At 67.0% G+C, this 20,592-nt stretch carries 18 protein-coding genes and 1 pseudogene; 7 read left to right on the forward strand and 12 right to left on the reverse strand.

The features are described from left to right. Positions 1–274 precede the first annotated feature (274 nt). The 5 genes from ACZ5DC_RS27565 to ACZ5DC_RS27585 all read right to left on the reverse strand — a co-directional run bounded on the left by ACZ5DC_RS27565 (position 275) and on the right by ACZ5DC_RS27585 (position 5,853). On the reverse strand, positions 275–1,732 hold the full coding sequence (locus tag ACZ5DC_RS27565; protein ID WP_468657201.1) for a penicillin-binding transpeptidase domain-containing protein: 1,458 nt from the start codon (positions 1,730–1,732) through the stop codon (positions 275–277). Between the two features lie 32 nt (positions 1,733–1,764). Further along, positions 1,765–3,126: an FtsW/RodA/SpoVE family cell cycle protein gene (locus ACZ5DC_RS27570; protein ID WP_468657035.1), complete on the reverse strand. Its 1,362-nt coding sequence runs from the start codon at positions 3,124–3,126 to the stop codon at positions 1,765–1,767. Positions 3,127–3,284: 158 nt separating this feature from the next. Further along, positions 3,285–4,529, reverse strand: coding sequence for an ATP-binding protein (locus ACZ5DC_RS27575; protein ID WP_468657037.1), 1,245 nt, complete (start codon positions 4,527–4,529; stop codon positions 3,285–3,287). Continuing rightward, entirely contained in the window at positions 4,529–5,254 is a 726-nt protein-coding gene (locus ACZ5DC_RS27580; protein WP_468657039.1) for a hypothetical protein, read from the reverse strand. The genes ACZ5DC_RS27575 and ACZ5DC_RS27580 overlap by 1 nt, the downstream gene beginning before the upstream one ends. A 92-nt stretch (positions 5,255–5,346) precedes the next feature. After that, positions 5,347–5,853, reverse strand: a complete 507-nt coding sequence (locus ACZ5DC_RS27585) for a protein-tyrosine phosphatase family protein (protein WP_468657041.1) — start codon at positions 5,851–5,853, stop codon at positions 5,347–5,349. Positions 5,854–5,953: 100 nt separating this feature from the next. Here ACZ5DC_RS27585 and ACZ5DC_RS27590 point away from each other — a divergent pair, with 100 nt between their 5' ends. Further along, complete coding sequence (locus tag ACZ5DC_RS27590) at positions 5,954–6,757, forward strand: nuclease-related domain-containing protein (protein ID WP_468657043.1); 804 nt, start codon at positions 5,954–5,956, stop codon at positions 6,755–6,757. A gap of 280 nt (positions 6,758–7,037) precedes the next feature. Here the strand turns inward: ACZ5DC_RS27590 and ligD are convergent, their stop codons facing one another. Then, positions 7,038–7,925 (reverse strand): non-homologous end-joining DNA ligase, encoded by an 888-nt coding sequence (ligD, locus tag ACZ5DC_RS27595; protein ID WP_468657045.1) that lies wholly within the window; start codon positions 7,923–7,925, stop codon positions 7,038–7,040. A gap of 54 nt (positions 7,926–7,979) precedes the next feature. Between ligD and ku the strand changes: the two genes are divergently transcribed. Together ku and ACZ5DC_RS27605 are read left to right on the forward strand one after the other, a co-directional pair. After that, positions 7,980–9,050, forward strand: a complete 1,071-nt coding sequence (gene ku, locus ACZ5DC_RS27600) for a non-homologous end joining protein Ku (RefSeq protein ID WP_468657047.1) — start codon at positions 7,980–7,982, stop codon at positions 9,048–9,050. 123 nt (positions 9,051–9,173) lie between these two features. Then, the gene (locus ACZ5DC_RS27605) at positions 9,174–9,770 is read left to right on the forward strand and encodes a hypothetical protein (protein ID WP_468657049.1); all 597 of its coding nucleotides are present in this window, start codon (positions 9,174–9,176) and stop codon (positions 9,768–9,770) included. Here the strand turns inward: ACZ5DC_RS27605 and ACZ5DC_RS27610 are convergent, their stop codons facing one another. The 5 genes from ACZ5DC_RS27610 to ACZ5DC_RS27630 all read right to left on the reverse strand — a co-directional run bounded on the left by ACZ5DC_RS27610 (position 9,771) and on the right by ACZ5DC_RS27630 (position 16,606). Continuing rightward, a complete protein-coding gene (locus tag ACZ5DC_RS27610; protein ID WP_468657051.1) occupies positions 9,771–10,226 on the reverse strand; it encodes a GNAT family N-acetyltransferase in 456 nt (151 codons plus the stop codon). 158 nt (positions 10,227–10,384) lie between these two features. Then, entirely contained in the window at positions 10,385–10,885 is a 501-nt protein-coding gene (locus ACZ5DC_RS27615; RefSeq protein ID WP_468657053.1) for a hypothetical protein, read from the reverse strand. A 384-nt stretch (positions 10,886–11,269) separates the two neighbouring features. Next, positions 11,270–12,679: a hypothetical protein gene (locus tag ACZ5DC_RS27620; RefSeq protein ID WP_468657055.1), complete on the reverse strand. Its 1,410-nt coding sequence runs from the start codon at positions 12,677–12,679 to the stop codon at positions 11,270–11,272. 2 nt (positions 12,680–12,681) lie between these two features. Continuing rightward, entirely contained in the window at positions 12,682–14,610 is a 1,929-nt protein-coding gene (locus ACZ5DC_RS27625; RefSeq protein WP_468657057.1) for an ATP-binding protein, read from the reverse strand. Positions 14,611–16,366: 1,756 nt separating this feature from the next. Next, positions 16,367–16,606 (reverse strand): helix-turn-helix domain-containing protein, encoded by a 240-nt coding sequence (locus ACZ5DC_RS27630; RefSeq protein WP_468657059.1) that lies wholly within the window; start codon positions 16,604–16,606, stop codon positions 16,367–16,369. A gap of 64 nt (positions 16,607–16,670) precedes the next feature. Here ACZ5DC_RS27630 and ACZ5DC_RS27635 point away from each other — a divergent pair, with 64 nt between their 5' ends. Continuing rightward, entirely contained in the window at positions 16,671–18,374 is a 1,704-nt protein-coding gene (locus tag ACZ5DC_RS27635) for a DNA methyltransferase (RefSeq protein ID WP_468657061.1), read from the forward strand. A gap of 253 nt (positions 18,375–18,627) precedes the next feature. Next, positions 18,628–19,284 carry a PDDEXK family nuclease gene (locus ACZ5DC_RS27640; RefSeq protein WP_468657063.1) on the forward strand — a complete coding sequence of 219 codons (657 nt, stop codon included), beginning with the start codon at positions 18,628–18,630 and terminating at the stop codon, positions 19,282–19,284. 143 nt (positions 19,285–19,427) lie between these two features. Here ACZ5DC_RS27640 and ACZ5DC_RS27645 read toward each other — a convergent pair. Beyond that, a pseudogene (locus ACZ5DC_RS27645) lies at positions 19,428–19,745 on the reverse strand (IS1380 family transposase); the annotation flags it as partial. A gap of 364 nt (positions 19,746–20,109) precedes the next feature. On the opposite strand from ACZ5DC_RS27645, the gene ACZ5DC_RS27650 reads away from it, so the two are divergent. Together ACZ5DC_RS27650 and ACZ5DC_RS27655 are read left to right on the forward strand one after the other, a co-directional pair. Then, positions 20,110–20,211, forward strand: a complete 102-nt coding sequence (locus ACZ5DC_RS27650; RefSeq protein WP_468657203.1) for a colicin E3/pyocin S6 family cytotoxin — start codon at positions 20,110–20,112, stop codon at positions 20,209–20,211. Then, positions 20,204–20,533, forward strand: coding sequence for a hypothetical protein (locus tag ACZ5DC_RS27655; protein ID WP_468657065.1), 330 nt, complete (start codon positions 20,204–20,206; stop codon positions 20,531–20,533). Before ACZ5DC_RS27650 ends, ACZ5DC_RS27655 begins: the two co-directional genes overlap by 8 nt. Positions 20,534–20,592 lie beyond the last annotated feature (59 nt).

Raw genomic sequence — 20,592 nt, forward strand, 5'->3', positions numbered from 1 at the left:
GCCGTACGATCCGCCCCGGGGCGCGGGACCGATCGGCCGACCCTCGCCATGCGCCCGCGGCGCGGGACCGATGGACCGACCCTCGTCAACCGCCCCGGGGCGCGGGACCGATCGGCCGACCCTTGCCATGCGCCCGGGGCGCGGGTCCGATGGGCCGGCCCTCGTCAACCGCCCCAGGGCGTGGGACCGATGGGCCGGCCCTCACGATCCGACCCGCGGCGCGGTACCGATCGGCCGCGATCCGCTCGGTGGCGCCGGAGCCGGCCGCTGGGTCTCACCGTCCCAGCACCGCCCGCATCACCTCCCGCGCGATCGGCGCCGCGTCCCCGCCGCCGCTGATCTCGCCCCGGTCCGCCGAGGCGTCCTCCACCACCACCGCGACCGCCACCTGCGGCTCCGGGGCGTCCTCGGCCTGCGCCCAGGAGACGAACCAGGCATAGGGCACCCCCGCGTTGCCGAGCCCGTGCTGGGCGGTGCCGGTCTTGCCGCCGACCAGCGCGCCGGGGATGGCCGCGTTGGTACCGGTGCCGTCCTCCACCACGCCGGCCATCAGCTCCTTCATGAGGGCCGCAGTGGACGGACGCATCACCTGCCGCCCCGGCCGGGCCGCGCTGCCCGAGACCGTCTCGCCGCCGTGCCGGGTGGTCCGCTCCACCAGGTACGGCGGACGCAGCCGCCCGCCGTCCGCGACCGCCGCCGCGACCATCGCCATCTGCAACGGCGTGGCCCGGGTGTTGTACTGGCCGATCGAGGACAGCGCCAGCTGCGCCCTGTCCACCCGCGTGTCGAACGTGCTGGGCGCCACGGAGAACGGGATGCGCACCCCGGTGTCGTTGAACCCGAACGCCTGGGCCGTGGTCGTCATGGCCCGCACCCCCACGTCCACGCCCAGCTTGGCGAAGACCGTGTTGCAGGACCACTCGAAGGCGTCCCGCACCGACGCGTCCCGGCAGCCGTCGCCCTCGTTGGTCAGCCGGGTGGTGGTCCCGGGCAGCCGGTAGGGGTCGGGGGAGTCGGTGCGCGCGTCCAGGTCCCTGACCACCCCCGCGTCCAGCGCCGCCGCCGCGGTGACCACCTTGAACGTCGAACCCGGCGGATACGTCTGCCGCACCGCCCGGTTGAGCATTGGCTTCTCCGGGTCCTGGTTGAGCCGCGCCCACGCCGACGTCACCGCCTCGCTGTTGCCGGACAGCTCCGAGGGGTCGTACGACGGGCTGCTCACCAGCGCCAGGACCCGGCCCGTGGCCGGCTCGATGGCGGCCACCGCGCCCTTCCGCCCGGCGAGCCCCCGGTACGCGGCCTCCTGCGCCTGCCGGTTCAGGGTCGTGACGACGTCGCCGCCGCGGTTCGGCGCCCGCGTCACGTCGGTCCACAGCGGCAGCGGCGCGAGCGCAGGATCGGTGCCGGAGAGCACCCCGTCCGCCGCGTGCTCCAGGTACGTGGTGCCGTACTTCTGCGAGGAGAAGCCGGTGACCGGCGCGTACAACGGGCCGTTGCCGTAGGTGCGTTCGTAGCGCAGCTGCTCGCCGGTGTCCACGGACCCGGTGACCGGCACGCCGTCCACCAGGATGTTCCCGCGCGGCACCTGGTACCGGGCGATCGCGGCCCGGCGGTTCGCCGGGCTGGTGTTGTACTCCTCCGACCGCACCACCTGCACCCGGGTCGCGTTGGCCAGCAGGGCCGCCAGCAGCAGGGCGCAGAACACGCACGCGTGCCGGATGTACTTCCCCATCGGGCGCCCGCCGTCGGGAAGGCCGTACTCGGTCACGGTGCCTCCCGGCCGTCGTACTGGCTGCGCGCCGAATCGCTCACCCGGACCAGCAGCGCCACGATCGCCCAGTTGGTGACCACCGAGGAGCCGCCCTGGGCGAGGAACGGCATCGCCATCCCGGTCAGCGGGATCAGCCCGGTGACCCCGCCCGCGATCACGAACACCTGGAGCGCCACGATCGAGGCGAGCCCGACCGCGAGCAGCCGGCCGAACGGCTCGCGCAGCGCCAGGCCCGCCCGGTAACCCCGCTCCACCAGCAGGGCGTACAGCAGCACGATCCCCGCCAGCCCCGCCAGGCCCAGCTCCTCACCGGCGGTGGCCAGGATGAAGTCCGACTTGGCGGCGAAGCCGATCAGGATGGAGTGGCCGAGTCCGAGCCCGGTGCCGAGGAACCCGCCGGCGGCGAAGGCGAACAGCGACTGGGAGAGCTGGTTGGGGCCCTGCCCGGCCTCGATGGTGGCGAACGGGTGCAGCCAGTCCTCGATCCGCGCGCCCACATGCGGTTCCAGCCGCCCCACGGCGAACGCGCCGAGCACGGCCAGCAGCAGCCCGACCGCGATCCAGCCGGTGCGCCCGGTCGCCACGTACAGCAGCACCACGAACAGCCCGAAGAACAGCAGCGAGGTCCCGAGGTCCCGCTCCAGCACCAGCACGCCCACGCTCACCAGCCAGATCGTCAGGATCGGCCCGAGCACCCGCCCGGTCGGGAACTGCAACCGCCACAGCCGGCGCCCGGTGTACGCGAGCGCGCTGCGGTTGGCGGCCAGGTAGGCGGCGAAGAACACCGCGAGCAGCACCTTCGCGAACTCGCCCGGCTGGATGGAGAACCCGGCGATCCGGATCCAGATCCGGGCCCCGTTGACCGGCGGGAACAGGATCGGCAGCGCCAGCAGCACCAGGGCCGCCACCACACAGACGTACGCGTACCGCTGGAGCACCCGGTGGTCGCGCAGCACCAGCACGACGGCGATGAACAGACCCACTCCCAGCGTGGACCACACCAGCTGCGCGGGGGCCGCCCGGTCACCCGGTGTCTCCAGGTCCAGCCGGTAGATCAGGACCAGCCCGAGCCCGTTGAGCAGCACGCCGATGGGCAGCGGCAGCGGATCGGCGTACGGCGCCCGGATGCGGACCGCGACATGCGCGGACAGGGCGAGCACGCCGAGCCCGGCGCCGTACCCGACGGCGCCGGGCGGCACGGTACCGGCCCGCGCCAGCCCCACCGCGCAGTAGCCGTACACGGACAGCAGGACGGCCAGCACGAGCAGGGACAGCTCGACGCCCCGGCGCCGCGGCAGGCGCACGGCACGCGCGGGAGCGGGAGCCGCCGCCAGGGTGGTTCCGGCCTTCGTCATGTCCGGAACCTACCTAAACGGGGCGTCTTGTGCGGGGAGGGCGGGGCCGCGCCCCCGAAGGGGCGGGACCGTGTCGGCGCCGGCATGCGGCTCCGCCGCCTGGGCGCGAGCGACCGCGCACGGCGGGAAGCCCGACCACCGCCGGCGGCTCCCGGGCTCTACTCGGCCACCGGCAGCGTCAACGTCGCCACCGCGCCCCCGTCCACCGCGTTGGCGAAGGTCAGCGCGGCGCCCAGGACCTCCGCCTGGCCCACCGCGATGGTCAGCCCCAGCCCGTGCCCCGTGGCCCCGCCCTCCGTACGGAACCGCTGCGGGCCGTGCGCGAGGAGGTACTCCGGATACCCGCCCCCGTGGTCCCGCACGGTCACCACGGGACCGTCCACGGTCAGCACCACCGGAGGCGCCCCGTGCCGGTGCGCGTTGGCCACCAGGTTCCCCAGCACCCGCTCCAGCCGCCGCCGGTCCGTGTCCACCCGCGCGTCCCGCAGCACGCGCACCTCCGTCCGCGTACCGGACGCCCGCACCACCCGCCCGGCCAGCGCGCCCAGCTCCTCCGTGTCGGCCTCCAGCCGCTCCCGCCCGGTGTCCAGCCGCGAGATCTCCAGCAGGTCCTCGGTCAGCGTGCGCAGCGCCGCCACCCGGTCCCGCACCAGCTCCGTCGGCCGCCCCGGAGGCAGCAGCTCCGCCGCCGCGTGCAGCCCGGTCAGCGGAGTGCGCAGCTCGTGCGCGACGTCCGCGGTGAACCGCTGCTCGCTCAGCAGCTTGCCCTGGAGGCTCGCCGCCATCGTGTCCAGGGCGGCGGCCACCGCCGCGACCTCGTCCTGCGGACGCGTCGCGTCCCGCGTCCGGGGATCGTGCACCCGGGCGTCCAGGTCGCCCGCGCTGATCCGCCGGGCCACCCGGGCGGTGCCGTGCAGCCGCCGGGTGACCCGGGTCACCGCGAACACGCCGACCAGCACGGTCGCGCCGATCGCCAGCCCCGACGACCACAGGATCGACTGGTCGAGACCGGCGATGGTGCGGGACTGCTGCGAGTAGTCGACCTCCACGGCCAGTGCCCGGCGCCCGGCCGCCGGCCCCGCCGCCCACATGGTCGGGCGCCCCCGGTACGAGGCCACCATCGTGCCCCGCTGCCCGGCCAGCGCGAGCGTCCGCAGCGACGCCGGCAGCCCCCGCGGGTCCACGCCGGCGCCCGGCAGCAGCGTGTCCCCGGCCTCGTACGCCTCGGTGGCATCCGCGAGCCGCGACAGCGCCAGGTCACGGGCCTGGCCGACGGTCTGGTTCCGCACCGACACGTGCACCAGCACGCCGAGCAGCGCGGCCAGCGCGCAGCACATCACCGTGATGAACGCCGCGGCCTTGACGGCGAGGGTCCCGGCCCACCGGGGAAGCGCGAGCCGCATCACGGGCTCTGCGCGGGGGAGGGCGACGGGGACGGCGTCTTGCCGTGCCGGCCGTCACCGACGTGCAGGTACTCGTCGCGGGAGAACACCATCGCGCGCTGCCCCGGGTCCCACAGCCAGGTGGTGCGGTACTCGTAGCCGGAGATGTCGGCCGGCGAGCGTTCGATCAGCGCCCGGCCGGCCAGCTCCACCCCGGTGATCGCGTCGTTGTCCGCGAGCACCTGCACCAGCCCGTGCCGCTCGACGGTGTAGACCCGTACGGCCGTCTGGTTCGTCGGGTACAGCCGGAAGCCGAGCGTCAGATCGGCCCGGCCGTCCCCGGTGAGGTCCCGGTAGTACGGCTTCAGCAGCGGGCACCGGGACCGCTCCCCGCCCGGGCGGCACTCCTTCATCCGGTCCACGGTCCCGTGGAAGGCGCCCTTCGACCCGTAGTCGTCGGGGTGCGCCTTCAGCTCCGCCTCCACCACGTCCACCGGGTCCACCCGGCGGATGTCGTCACCGGGGACCGTGACGCCCCGCACCGTCGCCCGCGTCGCCACGTCGTACGGGTAGGCCGGGCTGGACGCCGGACGCAGATCGGGCCAGAGCCGGGCGGGGCTGACGGCGGTGCGGGCCGGCCCGGCGCCGCGCAGCTCGCCGGTGTCCCCGCAGGCCGTCGCGGTCGCCGCGACCAGGGCGACGGCGGCCACGGCGAGGGCGGTGCGCGCGGGACGGGGGACTGGCATGGTCACATTCTGACGGAAGTGAGCTTTGTGCTGCTTCGGGGGTCCGGGGCGGGGCAGGGGGACAGACTGATCGTGCCCGGCGTCCGGCGGGGCTACTCGGCCAGCTCCTCCAGCAGCCGCACGGTCGACAGACCGGCCCGCAGGTACTCCACGAACAGCTCGTTGTGCAGCGCCCAGGCCGAGCGCCGGGCCCGGATCAGCTGAATCGCCTGGTCGGCCGAGTCACCCCGCTGCACCAGGGCGTGCGCGATCACCAGCCCCGAGCGGTTGTACCCGTGGTAACAGCGCACGAGCACCCGGCGGCCGGCGTCCAGCGCCTCGTTCGCCGCGCGCGCCAGCCGGATCACCCCGGCGAGCTGCGTCCCGTCCAGCGGACCGTCCGGGATCGGCCACACATGGTGCTCCACGCCCGGATCAGGGCCGTACCCGGGCAGCCGCAGCAAGGACTGCACCACATCGAACTCGTCCTGGACGACGGCGAACTCCAGGCGTCCGGACCCGCTCCGGAACTCGTGCCCGCCCATCCACAGGCCGGGAACGATCTCGCTCCACGGGCTGTCCGGAGCCGGTACGCCGGGCTGCTTTCCGCGGGTCCGCAACGGCGCCTCCCCAACTCCCCCTCACCGGGACGCCCTCCACGGTAACCGGTCTTGCCCCCGGAGCACCCCGCCTGTTCCCATGGTCGAGGGGTGATGGCGCATGAGCGGACTGCGCGTGGTGCCGGCCTTCCGGCACGGCCGGGAACGGCTGTACGTCTGCCGCGAGGACGGCGGCAATATCGCCTGGTACGACCGGGAGACGGGCCGGGTCAACCTGCTCGGCGAGGACAGCAGGGACGAGGTGCTCCACGCCCTGAAGCCCTTCCTGACCGGCCCGGTGACCGTGGGCCCGCCCCCGGTCCCGACCCCCGCCGAACTCGCCCGGCTGACCCTGCACCCGGACGACGACCTGGCCCCCAACCGCCCCGGCGAGGCCCTGCTGGTCGCCCTCGACCGCGACCCCGGCCCCGCCCACCGGCTGCGCCCCGACCCGCGCCGCCGCGCCCTGACCGCCGAGCAGAGCGTCGGCGAGGCCCTGGACGGCCTGGAGGGGGCCGGCTGGCACACCCTGCACTCCCTCCCCCTGCCCGGCGGCGACCGCATCCACCACCTGGTGATCGGCCCCGGCGGTCTGTACGCCGTCCACGCCCTGTACGCCCGCAAGAGCCGGGTCCTGGTCGCCGACCCGATGGTCACCCTGAGCCGCCACGAGCCCGAGCCGCTGCTGCGCCGGCTGCGCGCGGACGCGGACCGCGCCTCCTACGCCCTGACCGCGGAGGTCCACCCGCTGCTGGCCCTCGTCGGCCCGTCCGAGGTGACGGTGACGGCGCAGCCGCGCGGCCTGCGGATCATGACGGACATGGAACTGGCGAACCTGTCCAGGCTCGGCGGAGTGCTCAAGCCGACGGACGTGGAGGCCCTGCACGGGATGGCCCGGGACCGGAACACGTGGGGGAGGGTGTAGCGGGGGGCTTGTGCGGAGCGGTGACCCCGACGGGTACGGCCCCGACGGGGCTGCTCCGGCTGGGCGGGGTGTTCGGGGCGGCGGACGTGGGGGCGCTGCACGGGATGGCCCCGGGGTCGTGGCGGAGGCGGTCCGCGCAGGGTGGGGATCGTGATGGATGCGGAGCCTGCGGGCCTGCCCGGGTGGGCGGGGTGTTCGGGGCGGCGGACGTGGGGGCGCTGCACGGGATGGCCTGGGACCGCTCGCGGAACCCGGCCGCGCGGGCGGCTGACGTGCGCCGTCACGGCAGCGGGACCGCCGACCGCCGGTCCAGCAACGGCTCCATCAGGTCCCCGTGCTCCCGCAACCGTGCAGCCATGTCCTCCGCGTGGATCTCCAGCTGCCCGGGACTGCGGCAGCCGGCCACCTCCTCCCAGGTCACCGGCGCGGACACCAGGGGGAGGCGGCGGGCGCGCACGGTGTAGGGGGCGGCCGTGGTCTTGCGCGCGGCGTTCTGGCTCCAGTCGACGAACACCTTCCCCGGCCGCAGGCTCTTCGTCATCCGGTGCACCACCAGCCGGGGCATCGCCCGCTCGGCCTCCACCGCCAGCGCCTTCGCGTAATCGGACGTCCGCTCGGAAGAGCTCCCGCGCACCGCCGCCAGCAGATGCAGCCCCTTGGACCCCGCGGTCTTCGGAAACGCCTCGATCCCGTCCGCCGCGAGCCGCTCCCGCAGCCACAGGGCGACCTCGCAGCAGTGCACGATCGTCGCGGGCGCGCCCGGGTCGAGGTCGAAGACCAGCCGGTCCGCCTCCAGCGGGGACCGGACCAGCCACTGATGGGTGTGGAACTCGGTGACGAGGTTCGCCGCCCAGACCAGGCTCGGCAGGTCCTGCACGACGACCATCCGGGCCGGGCTGTCCGCCGACGACCGCGGGACCTCGGCCGTGGTGACCCAGTCGGGCGTACCCGGCGGCACGTTCTTCGTGAAGAACAGCTGCCCCTCGGGGCCGTCCGGATAGCGCAGGAAGGACACCGCCCGGTCGCGCAGGTGCGGCAGCAGGGCCGCGGCGGTGGTCGCGTAGTAGTGCAGCAGCTCCCCTTTGGTGAAGCCGCTCTCCGGATACAGCACCTTCTCCAGGTTGCTGAGCGCGATGCGGCGCCCCTCCACCTCTGTGATAGGCGTCATAGGATGACAATCCCAGACGAACCGGACGAATCGGCAAAGGGAAGGGTGCGGCACGTGCGATCGATATGGAACGGCGCCATCTCCTTCGGGCTCGTCAGCATCCCGATCAAGCTGGTGAACGCCACGGAGAGCCACGCCATCTCCTTCCGGCAGATCCACACCGAGGACAACGGCCGCATCCGCTACCGCAAGGTGTGCGAACTGGAGGACCGCGAGGTCAGCCAGGGCGAGATCGGCAAGGCGTACGAGGACGCCGACGGCTCGATCATCCCGATCACCGACGAGGACCTCTCCCGCCTCCCGATCCCGACCGCCCGCACGATCGAGATCGTCGCCTTCGTACCGGCCGAACGGATCGACCCGCTCCAGATGGGCGCGGCCTACTACCTGGCCGCCGGCGGAGCCCCCGCCGCCAAGCCGTACACGCTCCTGCGCGAGGCCCTCAAACGCAGCAACAAGGTCGCCATCGCCAAATACGCCCTGCGCGGCCGGGAACGCCTCGGCATGCTCCGCGTGGTCGGCGACGCCATCGCCATGCACGGCCTGCTCTGGCCGGACGAGGTCCGCTCCCCGGAGGGCGTCGCCCCCGACACCGACGTCACCATCCGCGACAAGGAACTCGACCTCGCCGACGCCCTGATGGACACCCTCGGCGAGGTCGACCTGGAGGACCTGCACGACGAGTACCGGGAGGCGCTGGAGGAGGTCATCGCCGCGAAGGCCTCCGGCGAGGCCCCGCCCGAAACGCCGGAGCCCGCGGCCGGCGGCAAGGTGCTGGACCTGATGGCAGCCCTGGAGAACAGCGTCCGCGCGGCCCGCGAGTCCCGCGGCGCCCCGCCCCCCGGTGAGGAGGCCGAAGTCAGACCCCTGCGCCGGGGCCGACCCGAGCCGAAGGAGACGGAGGGCAAGAAGTCGGCGTCCACGAGGAAGCCGGCCACGACGAAGAAGACGGCGCCGGCCCGCAAGTCGACGGCCAGGACGGGGGAGGGGACGAAGAAGACGACGACCGCGAAGAGCACGGCGACGGCGAGGAACGCGGGGGCCTCGAAGAGTACGGGGGCGTCGAAGAGTACGGCGAAGAAGGCGACGACGAAGAAGACGGCGTCACGCAGAAGCACGGCGTGAGGATCTGTCCGATTCACGCTCTTTACGCAGAGCCCTCCTGCTGCCGAACCTGCCCACAGGGTCTTGGTCGCGCGAAGGGGGGAGGCGCCTGCCCGGGCGCCGGCGACGATGGATGCTGCCTCGATGGCCACTCTGCTGGCCGCGCTCACCACCGCGCTGGTGGCGCTCATGGGCTACTGGATCAACCAGCACGCCAAACGCCGTGAGCAGAAGAGCCGCATGTACGCGGAGGCGCTCCAGGTCATCCACTCCTACGAAGACCTCCCCTACCTGATCAGATGCCGCCCCGCGTCAGACCCCCCGACCAGGGCGGCGCTGGCCCAGCAGATCAGCGATGTCTTCACGAAGATCAACCTGCACCAGAACCTCCTGCTCATGGATTCCTACGTAGTCGGCGAGGCGTACGCCGACCTGTTCCAGCAGACCCGCCGCCACGCCGGCCCCCACCGCCTGGAGGCCTGGAACACACCCCCCGTCGCGACCGACTCGGACATGTCCGGGAGGGCGTACTTCCCCTACGACAACCAACCGGAGCAGGAGCTGTGCCTGTTGGCGATGCGAAGAGAGCTGACCCCCTGGGGCTGGCTGCTCCGCCCTCACACCCACCGGCAGATACGCCACCTCCGCCACCGACGCACCCCCTGGTCAGAACCCGACTTCATGAGAGAGACCCGCGCCAGACTCCTGTCACCCCGAGGCGGAGGGAGCTCGGACAGGTGATCAGCGGGTGGGGAAGACGAGCCGCAGTACGACCTCTCCGTCATCGATCTCCCCGGTGGGCCGGAAGCCGAACTTCTGGTAGAAGGGCCACGGTTCACCCTCGCCGGGATCGTAGCTGGTCAGCAGCTCGGTGGCGCCGTCCGCACGCACCAGGGCGGCGATCTGCGTCAGAGTCTCCCGGCCGATCCCTCGCCTCTGGTGCCGCTTGTCGACGAGGAGGCGCCAGATGAAGTGCCGCCCTTTGTAAGGACCAGCCGGCGGCTTCCATGACAGCATCACGAACCCGACCGGCTCGTCACCGACGTACATGGCGCGGTACCAGGGATTGGCCTCCGGGTGCTGTGCCGCCTGCTTGAGCGATTTGGACACGGAGGCGACGAACTGCTTCTGATCACGCCGGACGCGGAGGGAACGAACGGCATCCCGGTTGTCGTCGGTGACTTCTCGCAGGTGCACGCCGGGAGGCTTCATGCCACACCCTTTCCCAGATGTGCGCAGCCACTGTCAAGGACGCCGAATCGGACGTCCTGGCAGCGTATGCGGCACCGTGGACGCGAAAGGGGACCGGCACGCCGGACGCTGACTGTCCCGAGGCGGCTGCGCATGGGGTTGTCCTAGTCGCCGAGAAGGGGGCTGTGGCGCTCGGTGAGTGGGCCGACGCCGAGATCCTCACGCATGAGCCTGCGCATCTCGGCGGCTGCCTTGCCGCGGGCTTGCCAGCGGGCGCGGTCCTCCGGACTGCTGACAGCGGTGCCGTCGGCGTAGCCGTCGCAGATGCTGCGAAGGCAGTGGAACACGCGGTTGCAGGCATTGACGACAGGCTGGGGCGCGATGAGCCACATCCGTTCAGAGGCGATGGCTATGCCGGACCCCCGAAAGGCTTCGCGCAACGCAAGCGCCCGCTCGTCATCGGACGCGTGCCCTCGCTCGGCCAGGGCCCGCAGGTTCTCCCCGAGGACCTTCACGGTGGTCGTGTACTGCGTGTAGACGTCGAGCCGCAGCCGAAGGGCGTCCTTGGCATCCTCACGCTTCCACCGATTCCGATCGGCGACGAGAGGAGCGACGATCCCGATCGCGGCCCCGACCAGGGTGGAGAGCAATGGCAACCAGTCCATGCGGGCCAGCTTGAGCCATCCGGCAACGGCGGCACCAGATGGGCGAGTCAAGGCCGAACCGACGCCGCCGATGCCGCGCCCACCCGCAGGGGAAGCTCCGTGGCTTGCCGCGAGGCCGCCAAGACAAACACGCTGGCCCTCGGGGGCACCGCCTGCACACACACGAAGACCCCGCACTCAGCGAACTCGCTGACGGCGGGGTCTTCAGGCACTCCATGCGACGTGCCCCCGGCCCCGCCCACACGGCTCCGGAGGGCCCTGGCGTTGCTGTTGTCGCTCCAGGTCGAAGGCTCGACGCCCGGTCGCGGACAGCACCTTGTCCACGGATAGTCCACGAGCCTCCCTGGCCAAAGGAAGCGGCGTCTGCGGCCATGCCCTTCGGTGCTATCTCTGGATGGTGCCGCGGGCGAAGTTCTCAAGAATGCGACTGCTCGGCACCTCCGAGAGCGAAACAAGCCGGTTTGCTAGCGCGACGGGGATCAAAGCATTGTCGTACATCGAGCAGCGGAGCTCCGATACGCCGGCCATTACATCTAGGAGGTTGACGTAATCCCCCAGTTCAGGCGCTGATTTGTGTCCGCCGAGGGTCGGTACGGTCGCCACATACGTACTCCCGTCCTTCGCTTTGAAGATCATCTTTCCGCCCCAGTACGTGTTCTGTCCGTACGTGATTGTCCCGCCAGGGTTCCCTGGTACAACGTATTTGTAGATGTACTCGCTGGAAAGTGGAAGTACTACTCCGGAGACCGCCACATCAGCCTGGGCTTCCGAAAGCGCCTTGTCGAGACTTTTCTCGATCTGTGCCGCGTGTTCCACGAAAGCGCCGCTCTTCTCAAGGCCCACGATGTTGAGCAGTGGGAGGACTTTACTCCTATCCGCTGGGTCTGGGTACGAGGCCAGGAAATTCGCCAGGTCCCGCAGGGGGTCGGTCAGAGTGAAGACTTGGCCGAAGAGGGCAAGCGGGCCATCCTTGATGAAGAGAAACTCGCGCAAAAGGGTGGGCTTGAGGTCCCACAACGCGTGGATCACGTTGACCAAGGCGAGAGTTTCCAGCGCGGAGAGGAGATAGTACGTAACGCTGCTGGCCCCCTGCTCGTCGTCGACGAGTTCGTGTAGCCGCAGCACGTCGGCCAGGTAGATCGGACCCCCGCAGCTAGTGCACTCCGATTGATATGGAGTATCTGGGGTCAACACGATTTCTTCACGAGTGCACTGATTAACGTCCTTGTTCGGACAGTGTCGAAGGACCCGACGCGCATCCGGAGTGCTCAGCCAACGCCGGAAGACCAGCCAGCGTAGTGTGTCGTAGAGGGACAACTCGCCATCTATATGGCGTGCAAGGAACTCGTGAAGCGTCAAGCGGATCGAGTCTTGAAGTCCCAGCCCTCTCCGAGAGATGTTGCGCGTAGGAAGAGCGAACTGGTAACGCTGGATTTTTTTGAGCTTAGCCAGGTCCTCAGGCGCAATGAACGTCTGCTGATCGAGCTGCCGGAGGTCATCGAGTTTGAAGATCAGCGAGCCGAATGCGAAGAACGTTACCGTGGCTGAGGGAAACTCATCACGCACCAAAGCCTCGCTGAAGCTGCCATCTACAGCAATGACGTGCTTGATGGTCTGTTTCTCGGGCAGTGGTACCTGTGCCAGAAGCTGCTGGACGGTCTGCGTGTCAGCCGGCCGCGGAATGCTGCACTCGGCCAGGAGGTCCTGTACCTCCTGCGAGGCAACGATATTGGTGTGCGAAATCTTGCTGGCACGTTCCATAGGCTTGCGCCCGTGAAGGCTGGAGTAAGCCATGTTCAGACTCCCGCCACCTTGAAGGGGTCAACCTGAATGGGCACGATGAACGTATTCGAGTCGGTCTTAAGTCGAATGAATCCCTTGTCGGTCGTCCTTCGCAGGCTCTCCGTGAAGTCCTCGAAGTCGTAGAACTTGTCCAGCTCCCGAAGCTCGTCGCGGTTATTTAGGTGTGACACGAACCAGTTCTGAGTATTCTTTAGAATGCTCCCAGAGATCGAGCTGACTTCTTGTGTTGCATAGCACAAACCCAGCTGGAGCTTTTGACCCTCCTTGGCGATGCGATTATAGATTTGGGTGAGATCCTTGTCCTCCCGGCGAGGGAAGAGATTGTGGGCCTCTTCGAAGTACATCTGAATGAAGTTGGTAAGATCGTTGTCGATGAACCGGCCCATCGCTTCGTTGAAGATTGTGCGAGAGACGCGGTCGGAATAGGTGCGCTGAATGTCGGGATTACCCTGAGACAAGTCCAAGATCACGATCTTCCCTGCGCGCAGGAGGTCGACGATCTCAACCTCGAAGGAACCCGTTGCCTTGTCAGTGTGCAGTGATCGATGCGCGATCAACTTGCGGTAGCCAGCTTCGTTGGGAGCAGCCCCTGGCTTTGGGCAGCGGGTGAGGAAGCGCATCAGCGTCTTGGTGTCCTCATCCGCCCAGTCTCGGCCCTTTTTTGCCTTGTAAGCCTGGAAGGGGCCTTTGAGGTCGTCGTAATGCGCCCAGGCGGCCTGGAACCAGGCGATGGCCTCATCGAGGGAGATGCCCTGGCTCGGGTCGATTCCGTCCAGGCCTGCAATGCCGCTACTCTTGATCTCTTGGTTCGCCGCGAAGCGAACCTTCTTGCCCCCGTTGTCGAAACCGGCTGCCTTGAGACACGCTTGGTAAGCCGCCTTCTTAACGGCGTAGCGAGTCACGGCGGCGTAGTCGCCCGAGTCGGGCTCGGTCCAGTCGATCGAGCAGAACGCCTGAGTGTACGTACTCTTGTCATCGGCCAGGAGGCTGGCGAGTAGTCCGTACCCTTCAACGAGCGAGTGGTGGAAGTTCAGCTTCATGACCTTGAAGCCGGGCTTCTCAAGGACACTGTAGCGCGTGACATCGTTCGGGTACTGCTCGAAAATCGCAGTGCCATCGTCTTGCTGGTTGGCGTTGGCGTACTCGCCGTTGATGTCAAAGATAATTTGACCGACGGGAAGGATGGGTTCATCCTTGATCTTGATCCCGGATTCCGAGATTCCGACGGTAGCTTGGATGATCTTCTTGACGGAGTTTGATTTCCCAGTGCGGGTCATACCAAAGAGTGCAGTCCGTTTGCCAAGGAAGTCCAAGGCCGAGACGTACACCGGGACCTCGTCACCGGCATGGTGTCGCATACTCGAGCTGTATCGAACGCGCCCGATGCGCTCGTCACCCTTGCCGCCGGGAATGCCCTGCTCGCGGAAGTTGACGATATACTCTAGAATATTTCCGCTGGGCTTGACGACCCGGTAGTTGTGTGGAGCGTAGAAGTTATCCAAATCCCCGGCGAATCGCGTTACATGCGTGTCGTCGCGGTAGAATGTGCCGATTACGCGGCATTCGAGACCAGAAAACTGGAACTCAGATCGCGTATAGGAGTCCAAGGGAGTGCCGCTACCGTCCCGAGGAGTCTCCTTATAATGGTCCACCATGGCCATGACCATGTCGTCATCCGTGGGAAGCTTGGTGGGCCGCAACACCCGCAGTAGAATGGCTTCATCTACATCGACTTCGCCGTTGTAAAGCGCAAGCAGGAAAGCCCCGGCCGGCACACCGCCGACCCCCTGCTTCCACTTGTCGTTGCTCATCAACCGGAGACGGTCGAAGTCGAGGTAGAAGGGACGCCCTACGAAAGCGTCCTCTTTACGGCTTTCTGCAAACAGGTCAATGCTGGCAAGCTGCCGGAGCTCCTCAAACATAGTCATTGTATTGGCCCCCCTCTTGTGAATTTCTACTAAGCTGTGTACGTCTGCGAGCGACAGGTGCTAGGCCAGTACGGCGGTCATCCGCTTACTGTGGTGTCGGATTGAGCGCCGTTGTTACGAATGTTCATGGACTCACAAGCTCGCTGAAACGCCCCTGCCCCTAAACGCGTAGCCTGCTGCATCTGCAGACCAGCATGCTGCGCGAAGTGAGACAACGTTACATCCTGTCAGCCAGTCTGTGTACATGGAATGCCTGTATTCGTCTGAGGCTGAGGGCAGGTCCGGACAGGCACCTGTCTGAGCCCCACTCGTAATGGGGCAGTGCCTGCCGTGGGGGTAGATGGTGGGAGCCGGAACCTGTGAAGCCCCCTTAATAGGGCTGATTGGTGACGCCCGTTTTCTCCACAATCATCAAGGTAGCGTTGGTATCAACATGTAGGTCCTGGTTGATCCCGAGGCGGCGCCGTCGCAAGCTGCCTGCTTTCGCGGCAGCTTGAGGGTGTCAGGCCAACCTGATAGTGCTGTGTGATCGAACAGGCTCGCGGGTTGGCGCTCTTGGCGGCGGCGTCCGGTCCGACTGCCGAGGTGCGGTGGTTAAGCCTGTGCGTGGGAGCAGACTGCCCGACCAGCGGGGCAGGCGTTGCAGCATCTTTGTGAGCCGAGGTGCCAGGAACTCGGTGCACACCGGCAGGCCAGCGTGCGACGGGGTTGCGGCCCAGGCCGGCGGAGTATGGCGCCGCTGACTGCCCCGCTTATGCAGGCCGACGTTGACACTCTCCTCGACGCCATCCACGCGTTTCACGAGATGGGCTTGGCCTGTCGCACCTTCACAGGTTGGGAAGCCGTCCCCACCTGCTGCTCAACGTAAACGAGGAGGGCTCTGTCATCCCAGACGGGCACCACCCGCCCCGCCAATCCCGGCTCACACGCTGGTAGTTGCACAGTGGGTCGCCTATCCACGCAATCTGCACAGCCGCGTTATCCGCACCAGCAGTCAGGGATCACGCTGCCTGCTTGCCCTCCGCGGTGGCACCTTCCAGCGCACTGGGAATCCGGCCTAGCGCGGGCTCGGCTTATGCGAGCCCCGGCTCTGACTCAGCCTTCAACCATCGACTTTAGGCATCGCTTCCACGCATGGATACGCCAACCAGCAGGTCAGGGCATGAAGTTCGGCTGGAGTACGACACCAGTCTCCCCCGAAGGGGCATGGTGCTGCTGGTTCTGCAGAAGCCCGAAGCTACGTCGCAGAGCATCACGAAACTCGAGCTGTGGGTATTGTCGGGCCGTCCACCGCTGCCAGCGAGACGGATGCCTAGGCATCCCTCCAACCTTGTATCGGGGCGCTGAGGCTCCAGAGAGCGCGCTGTCAAGCCACTCCAGTTGCCCCTTGTAGTGATGACGCGCAGGACCCGTCGGAGCCGCTACGCCGTAAGCGAGCAGCACACCTGCGCAGGCCTCCAGTTGCGCCTGGAGCCCTACACGAGCCTTCATCCAGCCAGCAGGGCCGGCCCCAAGGGTGGCGATGTCCGTGACGCTAGGCGATGGGATGGCGAAGAGGTTGCCGATGGTGACGACGTCGTAGCCGAGAATTTCACCTGCGAGTGCGACTCGAGCGCGAGTGCGGGCACCTTCACCCACAGGTGGGTTCGCCAGGACGCAGAGCAGTGTTCGAGTCACTGTGTTACTGGCGAAGCGTCGGAAGCTCCCATGTTCAGGATCCGAGCGAAATCAACGTCTTCCTTGATGCCCATCAAATACCTTCGAGTAGTTGTGCGGCATCTACCTTGAGCGCACGCGCGAGGGCAATGATGTTGTCAAGGCTTACGTTGCGCTGACCTCGTTCCAGTGAAGAGACGTAGGTGCGGTGGATCCCCGCAGCCTCCGCGAGCTCTTCTTGCGAGAGGCCTGCCGAGAGACGATATTTGCGCACACGGTGTCCGAACACCTCGCGCTGCCGCTGGATGCGGAGCTTGTCGGCGGCTTGCGTCATGATGTCTAGGGACGCTAGGACGGTGCAGACGATGGGTCTACAGACTATGAGTAACAGTGGCGGTATGGCTGAGGAGATCGTGGTGGGTCGTGGTGACCCTGCCTATCTCGCGCACGCCTACCTGACGAAGGTCCCTGTGCCCGCCATCACGCCGTTCATCGAGGCCTACTGCCCACCCAACGGCGTCGTGGTTGATCCGTTCGCGGGGTCTGGCATGACGGGGGTCGCGGCGCGGATCACCGGGCGCAAGGCACGCCTGTCGGACATCTCTGTACTAGGGCGACACATTGGCTCCAATTACCTAAACATGGTGGAAGGGCACGAGTTCACCAGAGCGGCGCAAGCCGTCATCAAGCGGGCCCAGGACGCTGTCGGCAAGATCTACGAGGTCCCCTGCGGTGGGTGCAGGGGAAGCGGCCAGCTTGCGAAGACCGTCTGGAGCGTTCTGGTGAGGTGCGCGGACTGCGAGAAGCCCGTGAACTACTACCACTCGCTCAAGGCCGCGGAGTGGTCGAAGCCGAACATGGTCTGTCCCAATTGTTCGGCGCACATCTCGAGCAAGCTCGAGCGGGTGGGTGAGGAGCCCGTGGTCGACTACGTCAACTGCGCGTGCTCCTCGAAGCAGCGTGAGCAGCCGGCGGTCTCCGCGCCGTGCATCGACGTCGGTGGTCTGGACTTCCCAAACGTTGAGATTACGCCTGACCGGGAGATGTACCGGGCGTCTGCGTTGGGCAAGAACGGCTATACGACTGTGGCTTCATTCTATTCGCCGCGTAACCTGCGCGCTCTTGTGGCCCTGCGCGATGAGATTCGTGGGATTGAGGACCGCGCCCTGAGTCAAAAGCTCCTGTTCGCGTTCACCGCGACGTTGACTCGGGCAAGCAAGCGGTACCAGTGGTCGCACAAACGCCCGCTGAACGCCGCAAACCAGAACTACTACATCGCTCCGGTCTTCTACGAGTGGAACGTCTTCGAGCTCTTCGAGCGCAAGACGACCGCCGTGCTGAAGGCTGATGAATGGATCCGGACGCAGGCGTTTACGTACAACGTGGACGCGGACACGGTGCCCGCGGAGTACGTCACGGAGAGTGCTGCGGAGCTGTCCCTGCCGGACGCGAGCGTGGATTACGTATTCACGGACCCGCCGTTCGGTTCGAACCTCTTCTACGCGGATATGGCCCTGTTCCAGGAGGGCTGGTTGGATGGCTTCACGGACGTCGGCAAGGAAGCGGTGATCGATCGCTCCACCGGCACGAAGCGCACGGCGGACCGCTACGAGGCGCTGCTGACGGAGTCGCTTAGGCAATGCCGCCGCGTCCTAAAGCCCGGCGGGCGCATCTCGATGGTCTTCGGTAACTCCTCGGGTAAAATCTGGGCAGTAGTCCAGCGAGCAGTCGCAGCAGCCGGCCTGCGCATCGAGCCGGAGAAGATCGCCATCCTCAACAAGGGGCAGCGCTCTGTGAAGGGGCTGGCCTCGGGCTTTGAGCACGTCGCCACGCTCGACCTTGTCCTGACGATGGTTCCGCAGGACGATGCCGAGGCTTCGTTCCTGAAGCCGACGGCTGCGGCTGTTGCTGCGGCGACGCGTGAGCTGGTTGGTGCTGCCGGCCCTGCTTCTCCGAGCCACCTGTACCTGGAGCTGCTCCGCCACGCGCTTCGGGAGGGATGGAGCGTCGCGGACATCAACCTGCACACGGCGACGACAACGCTGCTGGATGACGGGTGGAGCATCGACCCAAAGACGGGTCTGCTGGTCGAGCCCGAGTAGGCGCTTCGAGGAGCCAGAAGGGCGGCCGCCGTCTCCAAATGGGTGGCCGCCTTACTCGAAGATCAACCGGTGGCTGCTTTTGCATCTGGGAACTCACTCAGGCGCCAGGCCAGCGTACGGATCAGGTGGAAGCTCGAACGCCACTTCGAGGGACGCAACCGTACGCGCTCGAACGTCGGAATCTCGCGTTCCGTATTCATCATGTTACTTATAGTCTGTGGACGTTGATCTAGGTGCGAGCGACTGTTCCTATGTGACTGATCATCGTTCCGTCCCGAGGCAGAGAGACCCGGAAGGTCAGGGGGCTCTACTCCGCCCGCAAGGTGACATCCGTAAGATCGTCGAACTTGGTCTACAGCTTCAGAGGAGCGCCTCGGAGCGGCATATTCATAATGTGTTCGACGACGGAGGCTATAAGGAACTCTTGCTACTTCAATTGTTTAACCTCACCAAGGGAGGGGGGCGAGTCGGGAATGATGCAACCGATGCACTGGGGCGGGAGTATGAAATCAAAACTGTTGCGCGGTTGAATTTTAGAGGTGAGCGCAAGAAGAAGCTTGATATCACTACGGAACACACGCTCACTCTCGACAATATTGATCGCTACAGGTCGGCGCATCTCTGGATCGTTGCGGTTTTCGACCAATCGACGCCGGAAGCGATTTATGAGATCCACCCGAGAAATCTAGAGCCGTATTTCTCCAAGTGGGAATCGGCGCTCAAGAAACAGATCGAGATCGATGCTCTTCGGGGCGGAGGTGCACGTCCTCACCTCAATAACCCCAAGATCCCCCTGAACTTCGTTGCTCGGCACGGTGTAAGAGTTTGGCCTCCTGATGGTCCCGCTCAGACCATGCTTCCGGACTACGTTCAGGAAGGACTCGAGGAAGCCAAAGATTTCACCGAGTGAGTCCTCGGCTGGGATCAGCTATCGGCTGATGCTCCCCGCGGGCCGCCATGCCTCGGCGGGTGCTCGGCTGCTCATGTCGCGTCGGGTGGGCGCCGGGTTCCACGGCCCGGCGGGGTGTCGTCGAGACGGCGGGAGTTTGCTCATCAGTCGGGGCTGGCCAGGAGCGGGATCTGTTCGAGGGCGGTGGTGATCCCGCCGGTCCAGGGTCAGTGCTGAGTGGCCGCGGAGAACAGGTGGAATCGCAGGCGGCGGGGTTCTCAGAGTCGGGCCTTGCCGGCGAGGGCAAGTATGGACATACAGGCCAGCAGGTCGGGGGCGATCTCCAGCCAGACCTTGTTCTGGGCGGTTGTATGCAGGGGCAGGTTGCGCTGGCTGATGGCCCGGGCGGCCCGGATTCGGTCCTCGGCCCGGGCCCGCAGCCGGTGGCGGAGCTCGAGCTTGGCGATCGGCCGGTCAGGGGTGGTTCTATGACTATCGGTAGTGGTCGTTTCCCTCTTGGGTGGCCTCGGACGGCCCAGGAGTGGACTCCTGCCGCGTAATGCGACACGTCTGATTCGGCCGCCTGGCATCCTCTGCCGCCCTTGCACGACGTTGCTGCCCGCTCACCTCGGCCCTCGCAGGCTCTACGGAGCTACTCAAAAGCCTGTCCGCAGGGACGCATTAGCGTTAAGATTGGCCCAGCACTACGAATCATGGGGGGTCGGGGGTTGTCCTACATACCGCGCCCAAAGCCCTGCTTCCTGGATGATCAGGAGTACCTAGGCGCCTTCAACGGAGAAATGCGGTGGCGGTCAAAGGACAAGCAACGCTAGACGGCATGGCGAGATCGAAGTCTTCAACAGTCGTGGGTACCATCTCGGCGCTCTAGATGCGCAGTCCGGTGTTCGCATCAAGGATCCCAGGAAGGATAGACGCATCGATGTCTAGCATGCAGCCGACCTATGCGGATCAGGTGATGTCCGGCGGTGCCCTCTTGTCGGACATTGACGACTACGTCGAGATGTGGCGCGAATCAACCGAAGATCTTGGGCCGCTCCCTGCCTTCCTGGGATTGACCGACGAAGAGTACTCACTCTGGGTAGAGCAGCCGAGCTCTCTACGCTTCATCTTCGCCGGCCGCCGTGCTGGCGTCACCCCAAAGAGGGCGGGCGACCTGTCGAGTGTCGCTCTCGCTGCCAGAGCAAAGGATGACGCAGAGGCCTCCAGTGTCCTGCAATGGCTGATTAAGACCGGACGCATTGAAAGCTGACTCGCCTGAGAAGCGGCTAGCCGCAACCCTCATCGAACGCCTTAACCTGACTCCACCAG

The sequence above is a fragment of the Streptomyces sp. NPDC031445 genome, from assembly GCF_055581365.1.